The sequence below is a fragment of the Bacillus sp. BS98 genome (assembly GCF_008432245.1).
GTDB classification, from domain to species: domain Bacteria; phylum Bacillota; class Bacilli; order Bacillales; family Bacillaceae_G; genus Bacillus_A; species Bacillus_A toyonensis.
Genome location: NZ_CP043830.1, coordinates 4870324 through 4885267 on the forward strand (window position 1 = coordinate 4870324; position 14944 = coordinate 4885267).

A 14944-nucleotide genomic window follows, 5' to 3' on the forward strand; every position below is an offset into this window, starting at 1 on the left:
TGCACGACTTCAGCAGAAATTATATTTACGAACTAAACTGTGCTTCGTATAATCGGCTATACCCTCCGCCTCGCTCAATTAATTCCTCATGCGAACCTTGTTCTGCAATACCATCTTTATTTACAACGACGATACGATCCGCATTTTTAATAGTTGCAAGCCTGTGAGCAATAACTAATGTTGTACGACCGACAGCTAGTTCTGCAAGTGATTTTTGAATAGCAAGTTCCGTCTCTGTATCTAATGCAGAAGTCGCTTCATCTAATATTAAAATTGGCGGGTTTTTCAAGAACATACGAGCAATTGCTAGACGCTGCTTCTGTCCCCCGGAAAGTTTCACACCACGCTCACCGATAACTGTATCTAAACCGTCTGGTTGCGAGTAAATTAAATCCTCCAACTGGGCACGTTTTACCGCCTGCCAAATTGCAGCCTCTGAAGCCTGTAAATTTCCATAAGCGATATTTTCGCGAATCGTTCCTGAGAATAAGAATACATCTTGCTGTACAATTCCAATTTGTTTACGAAGTGACGATAAAGTCATCTCTTTCGTATCAATGCCATCAATTTGGATTGACCCAGATTCCTGCTCATAAAAGCGTGGTAATAAACTACATAACGTTGTTTTCCCTGCCCCTGATGGCCCAACGAACGCAACTGTTTCACCTGCGTGTATTTTCAAGCTAATATCATTTAAAATCGGTTCTTTATTTTCATATCCGAACGTAATGTTGTTATAGTGAATATCACCGTGTACATGCTTTACTTCTATCGCATCTTTAGAATCCACAATATCAGGCTCTGTTTCAAGAAGTTCTACATACCTTTTAAAACCTGCGATTCCTTTCGGATAACTTTCAATAACTGCATTAATTTTCTCAATTGGTCGGAAGAAAATATTCGTTAATAAGACGAATCCGATAAATCCACCATACGTTAACTCACCTTGCAGAACAAACCATGTGCCACATATTAATACGAAGAGCGTTACGAGACGCATGAGCATATAACTAATGGATGAGTTTAGCGCCATAATTTTATACGCCATTAATTTCGTTGTACGGAAACGAGCGTTGTTCACAGCGAATTGGTCTTTCTCAAACTTTTCATTTCCGAATGCTTGTACAACGCGAATACCACCGACGTTATTTTCGATACATGCATTAAAATCAGCAACATCTGAGAATAAACGTCTAAACGTACCCGTCATTTTTTTATTGAAGTAAAGCGCCAACCATAATAGGAATGGAATTACAAAGAATGTTAGAAGTGCTAACTTCCAGTTAATCATCATCATAAATGAAAATGCCCCAACTAAAGTCATTACGGCGATGAATAAATCTTCTGGCCCGTGGTGAGCAATTTCTCCAATTTCCATTAAATCGTTCGTAAGACGTGAAATTAGATGACCTGTTTTATTATTATCAAAAAATCTGAATGATAGCTTTTGAATATGATCAAATAATTTCTGCCTCATATCTGTTTCAATGTTAACTCCTAGCATATGCCCCCAGTAGGTAACAACATATTGTAAACCTGCATTTAACATATAAACTGCAAGTAAACCAAAACAAGCCCATAAAATAAGCGTCCAGTTTTGTCCTGGTAATAACTTATCAATAAATTGATTTACGATAAGCGGGAAACCAAGTTCCAGTAATCCTGCGATAACCGCGCAAGAAAAATCGAGTATAAATAAACCTTTATACGGTTTATAGTAAGAAAAAAATTTACGTAGCATATATTTCCTCCCTTTTCCAAATTAAAAGACTCCCTAAATGATAACCATTATCAAATAATTATTCAAGTTATTCGACTACGAAACTGCAAATAAGGTTTGCGATATTTGTTGTTTTTTTCCAGAAAGTCGATATATTTTAATAATCGCCGATATAAATTTCATGTACTGCTGCTCCCAATCAAACAAAAAGGGTGTCACCTAGTGGTAACACCCTCATTTTTATTACATCGCTTCCGAATCCCACTCGTGCTCTTGCTGAACAAATACAACGCCTAACTCATGATGTCCTCCAGCATATAATGCTGTTTGAGCAAGACGAAGCTCACCATTTGTATCTACCACTTCTAATTTACAAAAAGCTCCTGTTGTTTTGGTTTGAAGTGCATCATAAAATTCTTCGGCACTCCTTGGAACGACTCCATTTACTTTCGTAATTATTTCTCCAGGCAGTAAATTCAGCTCGGCCCCAATTGTATTTGGAATTGTATCTAACACAACAAGTCCATCATTGCGTGCAGCGAAATATGCTGGTCTTGTCTCATCTACAATTTTTTCTTGCATCGAAATCGTAAAACGTCCAAGCATTGCGACTCCCATTGCAATAATAGCAAGTACGTGCCACCAATAACTCGCGACCCCTAAAACAAGTACAAGACCAGCTAATCCATAAACACGTCTTCCTGTAAAGAGTAAAGCTTCCGTCGGCTCATAACTTCTAATCTTTCGCATAAATCCAATTAAAAATGGAACGAGGAATAAAGAATATGTATTTGCCCCTATTGAAACGACAGGCCACCATGAAATAAACTGGGTTACCGCATCACCTGGTACAAGAATAAAAATCGGCACGATCCATAAACGCTTCGATTCGTGTAAACCAATCTTGAGCCCACGTTTCCCCTTCCTAATCCTCGGTGTAGAATATCTTACCGCGTTTTTAGAAATCAATAAGCCCTCCACAACAAGCATGATGCCTAGTAAAATAGCAAGAGATACAATCGTACCCTCTTCACCTTCTCCAAGCTGTAAGAAGGAAACTGGCAGCTTAGAAGATAATAAAACACATACAATTGCGATACTGAACGTATAAGCTGCCGATAAATATCGATACATAGCAGTTAATCCAAATAATAATGTCCAAAATAAAATGGCCCATAAGCTCGCCTTGGAAACAACAAGTCCAAGCCCAATCGTAACAATAGATACGATTAATCCATATCCAAGCCCTGCAAATAGAGATGTTCGCAATTCAAACCAAATATCATAAACTTTAAAAGAAAAATCTTTTCGTTCTCGTAATATACGTAAATATCCAACGAAGATACTACTTATTAAAAATACATAGACAGCAGGGTGCAAGAAAAAACGTCCAACTGCCCGCATTATTTCAAAAATCCATGCCTCCACGAACTCATTCACCACCATTTATATCATTCTTTCTTTTTATATTATCATAACTGGACAAACGTTTGTTTAACACAAAAAAATACAGGCAATAAAATGCCTGTATTTCTTCTTATTTCGCTATTAATTTTAATGCTGCCTGTAATTGTAGATCATTTTCTCCAGAACGGATTTTTTCAATGATTTTAGTTTGAATTGCCTCGGCTGTCTTTTTATCAAGCTGTCCTGTCGCTTCCATCTCATTCGCATTTTGGAATGCTTTCAGTGCTGATTCTGTCTCTTTACTAAAGTAGCCATCTTCACGCCCCGGTACATAACCTAAGCTTTTCAGCATCTCTTGCGCATGCTTCACTTGCACATCATTTGAATTGTATGAAAGTGTTTTTTCAATTTGAATTGGCGTCGCATGGTAGTAATCTGGTTGTTTCACTTCTACAGTTGGCTTGATTCCCTTTTTATGAATCCAGTTTCCATCTGGAGTTAACCATTTGAACATCGTTAATTTAATGTTACTGCCATCTTTAAACGGAACGGCTTGCTGAACAGTTCCTTTACCAAATGTTGTTTCACCAATTAGATCGTAACCTTCTCCTTCTTTCAATGCGCCAGCTAAAATTTCCGAAGCAGAAGCACTTCCTTTATCAATCAATACTGAAATTGGATATGGCTTCCTCTCTTTCAGCTCTGTAGAGATTTGCTTTTTCTCACCATTTCGCTGCTCTACTTGTAGCATCGGCTTTTTGTTCGTCATAATTTCTCCTAGTATATCTTCTACACTATTTAAATAGCCACCAGGATTACCACGAACGTCAATAACTAAACCTTTTATGTTTTTCTTCTCTAACTCTTTTAACTGATCCTTAAATTCTTTCGCTGTATTTTCAGCAAAAGAAGTAATTTGCATATAACCGATATCTTTTCCATTCTCTTGTTTCACAGTACTAACTACCGTGAAGATTGGGATTTTTTCACGCTTAATTTTGAATACAATCGGATCAGTTACTCCTGCACGTTTAATTTCAATCGCGACAGTCGTTCCCTTTTTACCACGAATTTTTAATACAGCTTCTTCACGCGATAAGTCTTTTACACTGTTTCCATCTACAGATAAAATTTGGTCATTCGGCTTAATTCCAATCTTTTCTGCTGGTGAACCTTTAATTGGCGATACGATAATAAGCTTACCGTCTGTTTTGTTCACCTCAGCCCCAATCCCCTCTAACTCAGGATCAAGTGATTCACTAAACTGTTTGGCTGTTTCTTTATCCATATACGTGGAATAAGGGTCCTTCAGCGTAGACAACATGCCTTGTATTGCACCTTCAACTAACTTGTCATCTTTCACGTCTTCCACATAACGTGAATCAATTAGTCCATATGCCTCATTAATTTTTGCCAAATTCCCTTGCGTCGTGCTAGCGTTCCCACTCGAAATTGTTTGCGTTACTTCTGCTGGGTTAACCCCAAATACAGACATTCCTGCAAACATTCCGCCAGCACCAATTAAAAATGCAACAACCATTCCAATAATTGCAACTCTACGTTTCAATGCGGAATTCCCCTTTCCAAAACACACAGGTGGTGTAGCAAAAGGCATCACACAGCGTGTGATGCCTTTACCTATTTCTACTATATGATAAGCTTGTACGAATTATGTTTGCAACTTTTTATACTTTTAAGAAGCGACGAATTGACATTACACTTCCCCACATACCGATTAACGCACCGATTAACACTAATAAACCAGCTAATTGGAATACGAATGGGCTGTATGGTAAAAGCTCGAAAATTGTTCCGCCAAGTTTTTCATTAAACACACTTTGCAGTGAATTATACGTAACTAGAATTAGACCAATTGGAATAATTGATCCTAATACTCCTAGGAATAATCCTTCTAGCAAGAACGGCCAACGAATAAACCAGTTTGTTGCACCTACAAGTTTCATAATTTCAATCTCAGTACTACGAGCATAAATTGTAATTTTAATTGTATTAGAGATTAAGAACATCGCTGTGAATAAAAGACCTGCAATTAATGCAATCCCGATATTACGTCCTGTTTTTACAGTATCAAATAATTTTTCAACTTGACCTTTACCGTATTGAACGTTACTTACAAACTGCATTTTTTCAATCTTTTTCGCAATTTGTGCTGTATCAGTTGGCTCTTTCGCTTTTACAATAAATACGTTTTTCAGTGGGTTATCTTGCTCAAATAACTCGAACGTTTTTCCACTATCGCCTAAACTTTTAATTAAACGTTTCAATTCTTCTTCTTTAGAAGAGTATTTAATAGAATCTACTTTCGCGACCTTACTCATATCTTCTTCTAATTTCTTTTGATCAGCTTCTTTTGCTGCTGGATCAATGTGTACACGAATTTCTACATCTTGCTCTACTTTTGTAGCAAAATGGTTCATATTCATAATCGCTGTTAAAAAGACACCTACAAGTAATAATGTAACTGTTACTGCACTTACAGAAGCAAATGTCATCCATCCGTTACGGGATAGATTTTTTACACCTTCTCGCAAATGTCGACTAAGGGTTTTAGCCTTCATATCCGTATCCTCCCTCAATCTCGTCTCGAACAATTTTTCCGCCTTCAATCGCGATTACACGATGACGGATTGTATTTACGATATCTGCATTATGCGTCGCCATAACAATCGTTGTACCACGCTCATTAATGCGTGTAAAGATCTTCATAATATCAAGAGCTGTTTCAATATCTAAATTACCAGTTGGCTCATCGGCAATTACAACCTTTGGTCTATTAACAATCGCTCTTGCAATAGCCACACGTTGCTGCTCTCCACCTGAAAGTTCACTTGGAAGTGCGTCTGCACGATCGTCTAGACCTACTAGTCCTAACACTTCAGTAACACGCTCACGAATCGCATCTGGTTCTTCTTCAATTACTTCTAAAGCAAACGCAACATTCTCATATACCGTTAATTTAGGTAATAATTTAAAATCTTGGAAAATCACGCCTAATTGACGACGGAAATATGGAACATCTCTTTCTGCCAATGATTCGATAGTAAGTCCATTTACATTAATAGATCCTGTAGTTGGCTTTTCTTCACGATACATCATTTTAATAAATGTAGATTTTCCGGCTCCACTCGGTCCAACTACGTATACGAATTCACCTTGTTTAATGTTAACTGTGAGACCAGCAACGGCTTTCATACCATTCGGGTACTCCTTATAAACATTCGTCATTTTTATCATTATTTATCACCCAATGCTTAATGATTTTTTTTCGAAATACTTTTCTGTACATGTGAAAATAAAAAGGAATCCTTTATTTTCATTTAACCATTCTTGTTGAAGGCAGCTTACTTACATGCTTTTTATTCGCACCGCTACTCTATGTAATATATTTCAGCAAAATTCTACAAACCTCATTGTAACATCAAACGGTTTCCAGTTCGGATACATTTTTGTTACAGTTATGTTACATCCCAGAAAAAGGAGACGAGTTGTTATAACTCTTATCCAAAGTCATTTTTAGATAAGATTATATAATCAACTCGCCCATTTTTCTCTTTTTATTTATGTTCAGCTAACCACTCAGCTACTTTTTTCGCATCTTCACCTTGAATAATTCCCGGTGACATTGAACCGCGACCTTTTTCAATAATCTTTTCAATCTCTGCTGCATCATATTTCTGCCCTACTTTTCGTAAATCCGGTCCAGTTGCTCCTGATAAATCTTTCGCATGGCAGCCTATACAACTTTTTTGATAAATTTGCTCTGGGCTATCTGTGCTTGCAGATTGTTTCGAAGGCTTACTCTCTTCTTTATTTCCACATGCTCCTAAAGCAAAAACGACTGATGTACCTAGTGCAATAGCCAACAATTTCTTTTTCAATTCTATCGCTCCCCATTGTTGATATTCTTTTCATTCCTAACACACTCATTTTTATTATAAGCATTATCTTTATATAGAAAAACTAAGGTATATTTCATATTCTTGAAAAATACAGTGAGAACCCTGATAAAATAAAGCTTCCATAATTTGTTTCAATTCTGTGAACAACGTAAAAACTTCTATAAAGAATCTTTTTAAAAGGCAAATCAAAAAAGTTCTTTATAAAATCTTACTCTATCGCCACTCTGTTTTACTATTCTCTACTTTTTACAAAACAATATACAACATTGTATTCTGCATATAACCCCATCAAAAAGAGAAGTTGTCGTTTCCAACTTCTCTTCCCCTGTACTTCATCCATATAAATAAAACGTTGTATATCCTCTATTTTCTCAGCATGGGCCAACAATTTTGTTGGCTTTTTCTCTTATCCCACTATTTACTGGGTAGTAAGACCCCTACCTCAAAATTCAACAAAAGCAAAGAAGTTAGGTGAGGGTCGGGCTGCCCGTAAAAGTCAGATTTGTTAAAGCTAATAATCAGTGGGGATTCCCCCACTGGTTATTAGATGCGAGAACGTAAGTAAGCATCAATAAATGGATCAATTTCTCCATCCATAACTGCTTGTACGTTACCAACTTCTGTATTTGTACGATGGTCTTTTACAAGAGAATACGGGTGGAATACGTAAGAACGAATTTGGCTGCCCCATCCAATTTCTTTTTGTTCCCCGCGGATTTCATCTAATTGTGCTTGTTGCTCTTCTAATTTCTTTTGATATAATTTTGCTTTTAACATTTTCATCGCATGCTCACGGTTTTTAATTTGAGAACGCTCTGACTGACACGTTACAACCGTATTTGTCGGTGTATGCGTAATACGAACTGCTGAATCTGTCGTATTAATGTGCTGTCCACCAGCTCCACTTGCACGGTACGTATCAATTTTTAAGTCTTCTGTACGCACTTCAATTTCAACTTCATCATTGAACTCAGGTACAACTTCACAAGATACGAATGATGTATGACGACGGCCTGAAGAATCGAACGGTGAAATACGTACAAGACGATGTACACCTTTCTCTGCTTTTAAATAACCGTAAGCGTTATGACCTTTAATTAATAAAGTAACACTCTTAATACCGGCTTCATCACCTGGTAAGTAGTCAACTGTTTCTACTTTAAATCCACGTTTTTCAGCCCAGCGTGTATACATACGTAATAACATAGAACCCCAGTCTTGTGACTCTGTTCCACCTGCACCTGGGTGTAATTCTAAAATCGCATTATTTTTATCATAAGGATCACTTAATAGTAATTGAAGCTCATACTCATTCATTTCTTGAATTAAGCCTTTTACTTCCGATTCTAATTCCTCATGTAAATCTTCATCATATTCTTCTTTTAAGAGTTCATGCGTTACTTCTAAGTTTTCGAACGTCTCGTCTAACTGACGGAACTTTCCAACCATATCTTTTAACGCATTTGCTTCGTTAATTACAGTTTGAGCGCCTTGTTGGTCATCCCAAAATCCTGCGCCCATCATTTTTTCTTCTAATTCTGCAATTTGTTTCTCCTTAGTAGGGAGGTCAAAGAGACCCCCTAAAAGCCGCTAATCTCTTAGCCATTTTCTCTAATTCCTGTCTAATTTCTACTAATTCCATTTCCTTCACCTCTATGTAATTGCTATTACTTTCGTATGGAAACAAGGGAAACTCTCTCCATTTATTAGGGAGAGAGTTTAATCCTTTTTATTATAATTTGCAAAACAAGCTGAATTCAACAGCCGCAGTTTTTATTAGCTTACAATGCCACAGCAGTTTTTATATTTCTTGCCACTACCACATTTGCATAAATCGTTACGGCCCACTTGATCACCTTTTACAACAGGCTTTTTCTTCGCTTCTTCGCCATCGCTAGATGGATGAACAGCTTCACCTTGAACAACTTCTTGACGCTCTAAGTTTTGTTCAATTTCAGCTTTCATAATGTAACGAGAGATTTCCTCTTCAATAGAAGCAATCATTGACTCGAACATTGCGAATCCTTCCATTTGATACTCACGAAGTGGATCGATTTGACCGTAAGCACGTAAATGAATACCTTCACGAAGGTGGTCCATCGCATCAATATGCTCTGTCCATTTCGTATCTACTACACGGAATACAACAACTTTTTCGAACTCACGCATTTGCTCTTCTGGCATAAGCTTTTCTTTGTCGTTGTAACGCTCTATTAATTTCGCGATAATCGGCTCGCTCATTTCTTCTGGAGCAAGACGACGTAATTCTTCTTCTTTTATATCGCCTTCTTGCAGAAGGTTTGTATTTAAGTAGTCAACAAGACCTTTAATATTCCAATCTTCTTCAATTTCCTCTTGTGTATGAAGCGCAACAGCACGTTCTACTGTAGATTTCATCATACCTTCAATAATACTACGTAAGTTCTCAGAATCCATTACTTCTTGACGCTGTTTGTAAATAACTTCACGTTGCTGACGAAGCACATCATCGTATTGTAATAACTGCTTACGTGCATCATAGTTATTTCCTTCTACACGTTTTTGCGCAGATTCTACTGCACGAGAAACCATTTTACTTTCAATCGGCTGTGAATCATCCATACCAAGACGATCCATCATCGCTTTCATATTGTCAGAGCCGAAGCGGCGCATTAGTTCATCTTCCATTGATAAATAGAACTGCGTTACACCAGGGTCCCCTTGACGACCAGCACGACCACGTAACTGATTATCAATACGACGGCTTTCGTGACGCTCTGTACCGATAACCGCTAGACCGATATTTTTAATATCATCGCCTAATTTAATATCCGTACCACGACCAGCCATATTCGTCGCAATTGTTACAGCACCTTTAATACCAGCTTCTGCAATGATATCTGCTTCACGCGCATGGTTTTTCGCGTTTAAAATATTATGGCGTACACCTTTACGTGTTAACATTTTTGAAATAAGCTCTGACGTTTCAATTGCAACTGTACCAACAAGTACAGGTTGTCCTTGTTTATGACGATTTACAATATCCTCAACAACTGCATTGAATTTACCTTCCATTGATTTGAAGATTAAATCAGCACGGTCATCACGAATAATATCTTTGTTCGTTGGAATTACGATAACATTCATATTATAAATATTACGGAATTCTTCTTCTTCCGTTTTCGCTGTACCAGTCATACCAGATAACTTTTCGTACATACGGAAGTAGTTCTGGAACGTAATTGTCGCAAGCGTCATGCTTTCATTTTGAATTTCTACGCCTTCTTTTGCTTCAATCGCTTGGTGTAAACCTTCGCTATAACGACGCCCTTTCATAAGACGACCAGTGAATTGGTCTACAATTACGATTTCACCTTCTTGTACAACATAGTCTGTATCACGGTGCATAACAACATGCGCACGAAGTGCCTGATTAATATGATGAAGAAGTGCAACATGCTTTAAATCAAATAAGTTTTCAATATGGAAAGCTTTCTCTGCTTTCGTAATACCATCTTCAGTTAACATTACATTTTTCGTTTTCACATCGAATGAATACTCTTTTTCATTTTCTAATGTACGAACGAATGCATTTGCAAACATGTATAGCTCTGTTGATTTTTGAGCTTGTCCCGAAATAATAAGCGGCGTACGTGCTTCATCGACTAAAATAGAATCGACTTCATCGATAATAGCAAAATGAAGTGGACGCTGAACGCACTGCTCTCTATATAAAACCATATTGTCACGTAAGTAATCGAATCCAAGCTCATTATTTGTGCTATACGTAATATCAGCAGCATAAGCCTCTTGCTTCTCTTCGCGTGACATACTATTTAAGTTAATTCCTACTGTTAAGCCAAGGAACTCATGAAGTTGTCCCATTTCGCTCGCATCACGTTGTGCTAAGTATTCATTGACTGTAACAACGTGAACACCTTTTCCTGTTAAAGCATTTAAATATACAGGTAATGTAGATGTTAACGTTTTACCTTCACCCGTTTTCATCTCAGAGATATTCCCTTCATGTAAAGCAATACCACCCATTAACTGCACGCCATACGGACGCATTCCAAGAACACGAGTCGCAGCTTCGCGAACAACCGCAAAAGCTTCAGGAAGTAGATCATCTACTGTCTCACCTTTTGTTAGACGTTCTTTAAACTCAAGCGTCTTTCCTTTTAATTGTTCATCTGTTAGTGGCTTAATAGATGATTCTAATGCATCAATTTGCTCAACTGTCTTCTGCATACGTTTAATTTGGCGTTGATTTACATCAAATACCTTTTTTAAAATACCGATCATAGGAAATACGCTCCTCTTTTTTATTAAAATAAAACTTCCGATTGTTTTTTCTTTTTCTATTACAATCAGTCGTTATAAAAATCAAATGTATGTTATGCCAATTTTTCTCCTAATTAAAAAAACTAAAATGTATATACCTAATGATAATTGTAACACTTGTCTTATAACTATGACAACAATCGGCCGAATGTCTCGTTCTAAATTAGGAAAAGTTTTTTAAAAATCTATTTTCAGCAAAAAAAGCGCAGCCTCTTTCGGCTGCGCTTTCGAATTATTATTTAGTTTCGATTAAACCATATTTTCCGTCTTTACGGCCATATACAACATTAGTTTCATTTGTATCAGCATTTGTGAAGACGAAGAAATTATGCCCTAGCATATCCATTTGCAAGATCGCTTCTTCAACGTCCATCGGTTTTAAATCGAATCGTTTTGTACGTACAAGTTCTAATTCATCCTCTTCTACCTCATCCAGAACAGCTACTGCTTCTGGAAGAATAAAGTTAGTTTTCACAGAACCTTTCTCACGTAACTTACGATTTACTTTTGTTTTATGTTTACGAATTTGTCGCTCAATTTTATCAACTACTAAATCGATAGCAGCGTACATATCGCTATTAGTTTCTTCTGCACGAAGTAATAAATCAGTAAACGGAATTGTTACCTCGACACGTTGCTTGTCAGAGTATACTTTTAAATTAACTTTAATCTCTGGGAATGTATCAAAATAACGTTCTAACTTACTTAGTTTTTTCTCTACATATTCCTTTAATGCTGGAGTTACTTCAATATTTTCACCACGAATGTTGAATTTCATAGATGAATTCCTCCTTTCAAGCCTATGTACTATAATTTCGACATCGGCTTAAAAACTCCTTCTAACTTTTTTAAAAAAATTAGTGGAATTGCGATTTTTTTATCGTTTTTTGTTGAAATGAAAAGATGCATCGTTTCTACCTTTATTTTATCCTATTAACATCGTGAGTAACGAATATAACTGTGGACAATTCGTTACAGAAAAGAAACAACTTTTTGACAATTCGCCCCATAACAAAAACCTCTTGCGAAAAACAAGAGGTTCTACTATATATAACGTTGCCACAAACGCAGCTTTCTCTTCCCAAAAACAATATCCCTACAGTTTCACAACATTAGCTGCTTGTGGTCCACGTGCTCCATCTACAATATCAAACTCCACTTGTTGCCCTTCTTCTAATGACTTATACCCATCTTGTTGAATAGCAGAAAAATGAACAAACACATCCTCACCATCTTCACGCTCAATAAACCCAAATCCCTTTTCTGCATTGAACCATTTCACTTTTCCTTGCATGTTCATTCCATTCCCTTCACTCTAAAAATCAGGGCATTCGCCCCATATTCTGACTATAACGAATGACAACTTACGAAGTCAAAGAAGACTTATCGTCTTTTTATTATCTCTTTCGACAGTTACAGATTAACTTCTACAGAGCGTCAAACTAGAAACTTCATTTGCCCCTCTATCATATAAAAGACTGCCAATTTGTCTAACTGTAATACCTGTCGTATACACATCATCAACGAGTAAAATATGTTGCCCATGAAACATCTCTTCACCCTGAAAATAAAAAGGATTGCTTCCCAACATCCTTTCTTTGCGCGTCTTCTTACTTTGTTTTTCTGTTTCCCTTCTTCTTAATGACGGATAAGAAGGACCTACAGGCAAACAAGCTGCTAATAGCTCAGCTTGATTAAAGCCACGTTCATATTCCCTTTCCTTACTAAGCGGAACAGCGATAACGGTTGAAACGTTAGCAAAATACTGTTGAAATAAATTTCGAAAAGGAAGATGAAAAATACGAACTAACTCAGCATCACCACGAAACTTAAACTGCGCTAGTATTCCTTTCATCTCATTATCGTACATGTATAATGAACGATTTTTTAAAGGTCGATAACTCTCCACATTCATCCAACGTACACAATCCTTGCAAATGTCACCTTCTTTATATTCAGCTGGCAATGAATCTAAAGACCGTCCGCACTCTCTACAAATCTCTCCTATAATATAGGAAATCTTTTGCTCACATCTCTCACATATATACTTTTTGTGAGCCTTAACAAAAAAATTGTACCAACTAATCGCGTATGAAATATCCTCATCACAAAGTAAGCAATGCATTAATCGATCAACCCTTGTTCTTTCGCATTTTTGTTCATACTTCGAATGTGTTTTTTCGCGCGCACCATCGCCTCTGTCTTACCATAATGAAAATAAATGACCTCTCCATACGGCTCTTCAAAACTACGACCTACCCGGCCTGCAATTTGTACGAGTGCACTTTCTGAAAATATTTCTTCTTCCGTCCCTAAAACTGCAACTTGCAAATTTTTCACCGTTACTCCTCTCTCCAAAATCGTCGTTGTAACTAATAAAGGAATTTCTCCCTTTCTGAAAGCTGCAACTTTCTCTTTTCTCATTGGATCTTCTGCATGCACACCGGCAACTCTATCGTCTAACAGCTTCAATAACCGACTCATTTTTTCTATATATCGCACATGGGGAACAAATAAAAAAATGGGGTGCTTTTTATTTAAGTATACTTTTAACCATTGTAGTAAAACTTGAGGAATTCTTTTATTGATGAGGCTTTTCTTCCAGTTTCCGCACCAGCAAAATTTGGGGACTGGCAACGGATGACGGTGATACCGTCCAGAAACAACGATACCTTTTCGTTTCCCCTTTCTAAGGTTACGCTTCCACTCTTCATCTGGAGTTGCAGTTAAATAAATACATGCCGCCTTCTCTTTCATCGCTTGTTTTACCGCATACTGCAACATTTGATCTGCATGGTATGGAAAGGCATCTATTTCATCTACAATCATGACATGAAACGCTCTATAATAACGCAATAGCTGATGGGTGGTCGCAACGACTAACGCTGCATCTTTTTCCCGATCTAAACTCCCACCGTATAAAGCAGCTACATTTATATTCGGAAATACTTCTTTCAATCTCGGTGCTAATTCAAGTACAACATCCGTTCTCGGCGTTGCGATACAAACTCTTTCTCCTTTTTGAAGTGCCTCTGCAATACCATAAAACAACATTTCTGTTTTTCCAGCGCCGCACACAGCCCAAATAAAAAACGATTCTTTCTGTTTAACAGCCTCCATAACACCTTGCGCAGCCAACTTCTGGCCAGTAGATAAATTTCCTTTCCACTGTAGCGGATTTACATCCATTTCTCCCTCTTTTTCGGCAATTCCGCGAACAAGTACAGCACATTCACTAACTCTCCCCATCGTTATGCACTTCCGGCAATATGTGCAGACTTTACTACACCTTTTACACAAAAATGACGAAAAGAGTCTTTGTGCTATATTTCCGCAACGCTGACACATATATGTAGAAGCCTTATTTTTTACACCTTGTACACATACGACCTCTCCCTTCTTCTTCAAATCATCTAAATTATCCCGTACGTCTGTAGAGAGTTCTTCTAATAATAACTGTTTCCCAGATAACATGGACCATCACCTCTAGCACACTATAAACCTTTCCCGTAATTTCGTAAAAACACAAAAAAGCCGATAACCTACTTATAAAATAGTAAGCTATCGACTTTAT

General features: G+C 37.3%; 12 protein-coding genes. All 12 read right to left on the bottom strand.

Going from position 1 to position 14944, the window contains the following annotated elements; all coding sequences use genetic code 11:
• Positions 1 to 25: 25 nt before the first annotated feature.
• The 12 genes from F0362_RS25505 to comFA all read right to left on the bottom strand — a co-directional run bounded on the left by F0362_RS25505 (position 26) and on the right by comFA (position 14844).
• A complete protein-coding gene (locus F0362_RS25505; RefSeq protein WP_000944601.1) occupies positions 26 to 1741 on the bottom strand; it encodes an ABC transporter ATP-binding protein in 1716 nt (571 codons plus the stop codon).
• 222 nt (positions 1742 to 1963) lie between these two features.
• Positions 1964 to 3148: a PDZ domain-containing protein gene (locus F0362_RS25510; protein WP_000388629.1), complete on the bottom strand. Its 1185-nt coding sequence runs from the start codon at positions 3146 to 3148 to the stop codon at positions 1964 to 1966.
• Between the two features lie 109 nt (positions 3149 to 3257).
• Positions 3258 to 4742 carry a S41 family peptidase gene (locus F0362_RS25515; RefSeq protein ID WP_002039941.1) on the bottom strand — a complete coding sequence of 495 codons (1485 nt, stop codon included), beginning with the start codon at positions 4740 to 4742 and terminating at the stop codon, positions 3258 to 3260.
• A gap of 70 nt (positions 4743 to 4812) precedes the next feature.
• A complete protein-coding gene (ftsX, locus tag F0362_RS25520; RefSeq protein ID WP_000645031.1) occupies positions 4813 to 5706 on the bottom strand; it encodes a permease-like cell division protein FtsX in 894 nt (297 codons plus the stop codon).
• A complete protein-coding gene (ftsE, locus tag F0362_RS25525; RefSeq protein WP_000594334.1) occupies positions 5696 to 6382 on the bottom strand; it encodes a cell division ATP-binding protein FtsE in 687 nt (228 codons plus the stop codon). The genes ftsX and ftsE overlap by 11 nt, the downstream gene beginning before the upstream one ends.
• Positions 6383 to 6702: 320 nt before the next feature.
• Complete coding sequence (gene cccB, locus F0362_RS25530; protein WP_000727967.1) at positions 6703 to 7026, bottom strand: cytochrome c551; 324 nt, start codon at positions 7024 to 7026, stop codon at positions 6703 to 6705.
• Between the two features lie 564 nt (positions 7027 to 7590).
• Positions 7591 to 8689 (bottom strand): peptide chain release factor 2 gene (prfB, locus tag F0362_RS25535; RefSeq protein ID WP_096001583.1). Its coding sequence is split into 2 segments (ribosomal slippage): positions 7591 to 8616 and positions 8618 to 8689, totalling 1098 coding nucleotides; the frame shifts between segments, so codons are not numbered across the junction.
• Positions 8690 to 8823: 134 nt separating this feature from the next.
• Positions 8824 to 11331, bottom strand: a complete 2508-nt coding sequence (gene secA / locus F0362_RS25540) for a preprotein translocase subunit SecA (protein ID WP_000579396.1) — start codon at positions 11329 to 11331, stop codon at positions 8824 to 8826.
• Between the two features lie 274 nt (positions 11332 to 11605).
• Complete coding sequence (gene raiA, locus F0362_RS25545) at positions 11606 to 12148, bottom strand: ribosome hibernation-promoting factor, HPF/YfiA family (RefSeq protein WP_000671188.1); 543 nt, start codon at positions 12146 to 12148, stop codon at positions 11606 to 11608.
• Between the two features lie 318 nt (positions 12149 to 12466).
• Entirely contained in the window at positions 12467 to 12664 is a 198-nt protein-coding gene (gene cspC / locus F0362_RS25550; protein WP_002045823.1) for a cold shock protein CspC, read from the bottom strand.
• A gap of 126 nt (positions 12665 to 12790) precedes the next feature.
• A complete protein-coding gene (locus F0362_RS25555) occupies positions 12791 to 13495 on the bottom strand; it encodes a ComFC family protein (RefSeq protein ID WP_000543523.1) in 705 nt (234 codons plus the stop codon).
• Positions 13495 to 14844 (bottom strand): ATP-dependent helicase ComFA, encoded by a 1350-nt coding sequence (gene comFA, locus F0362_RS25560; protein WP_149890023.1) that lies wholly within the window; start codon positions 14842 to 14844, stop codon positions 13495 to 13497. Before comFA ends, F0362_RS25555 begins: the two co-directional genes overlap by 1 nt.
• Positions 14845 to 14944: the final 100 nt, after the last annotated feature.

What these genes read in the sequence shown, in the direction of transcription:
- F0362_RS25505 (WP_000944601.1), bottom strand. Translation starts at nt 1,741, where the DNA reads ATGCTACGTAAATTTTTTTCTTACTATAAACCGTATAAAGGTTTATTT.
- F0362_RS25515 (WP_002039941.1), bottom strand. Translation starts at nt 4,742, where the DNA reads ATGCCTTTTGCTACACCACCTGTGTGTTTTGGAAAGGGGAATTCCGCA.
- ftsX (WP_000645031.1), bottom strand. Translation starts at nt 5,706, where the DNA reads ATGAAGGCTAAAACCCTTAGTCGACATTTGCGAGAAGGTGTAAAAAAT.
- ftsE (WP_000594334.1), bottom strand. Translation starts at nt 6,382, where the DNA reads ATGATAAAAATGACGAATGTTTATAAGGAGTACCCGAATGGTATGAAA.
- secA (WP_000579396.1), bottom strand. Translation starts at nt 11,331, where the DNA reads ATGATCGGTATTTTAAAAAAGGTATTTGATGTAAATCAACGCCAAATT.
- raiA (WP_000671188.1), bottom strand. Translation starts at nt 12,148, where the DNA reads ATGAAATTCAACATTCGTGGTGAAAATATTGAAGTAACTCCAGCATTA.
- cspC (WP_002045823.1), bottom strand. Translation starts at nt 12,664, where the DNA reads ATGCAAGGAAAAGTGAAATGGTTCAATGCAGAAAAGGGATTTGGGTTT.
- F0362_RS25555 (WP_000543523.1), bottom strand. Translation starts at nt 13,495, where the DNA reads ATGCATTGCTTACTTTGTGATGAGGATATTTCATACGCGATTAGTTGG.
- comFA (WP_149890023.1), bottom strand. Translation starts at nt 14,844, where the DNA reads ATGTTATCTGGGAAACAGTTATTATTAGAAGAACTCTCTACAGACGTA.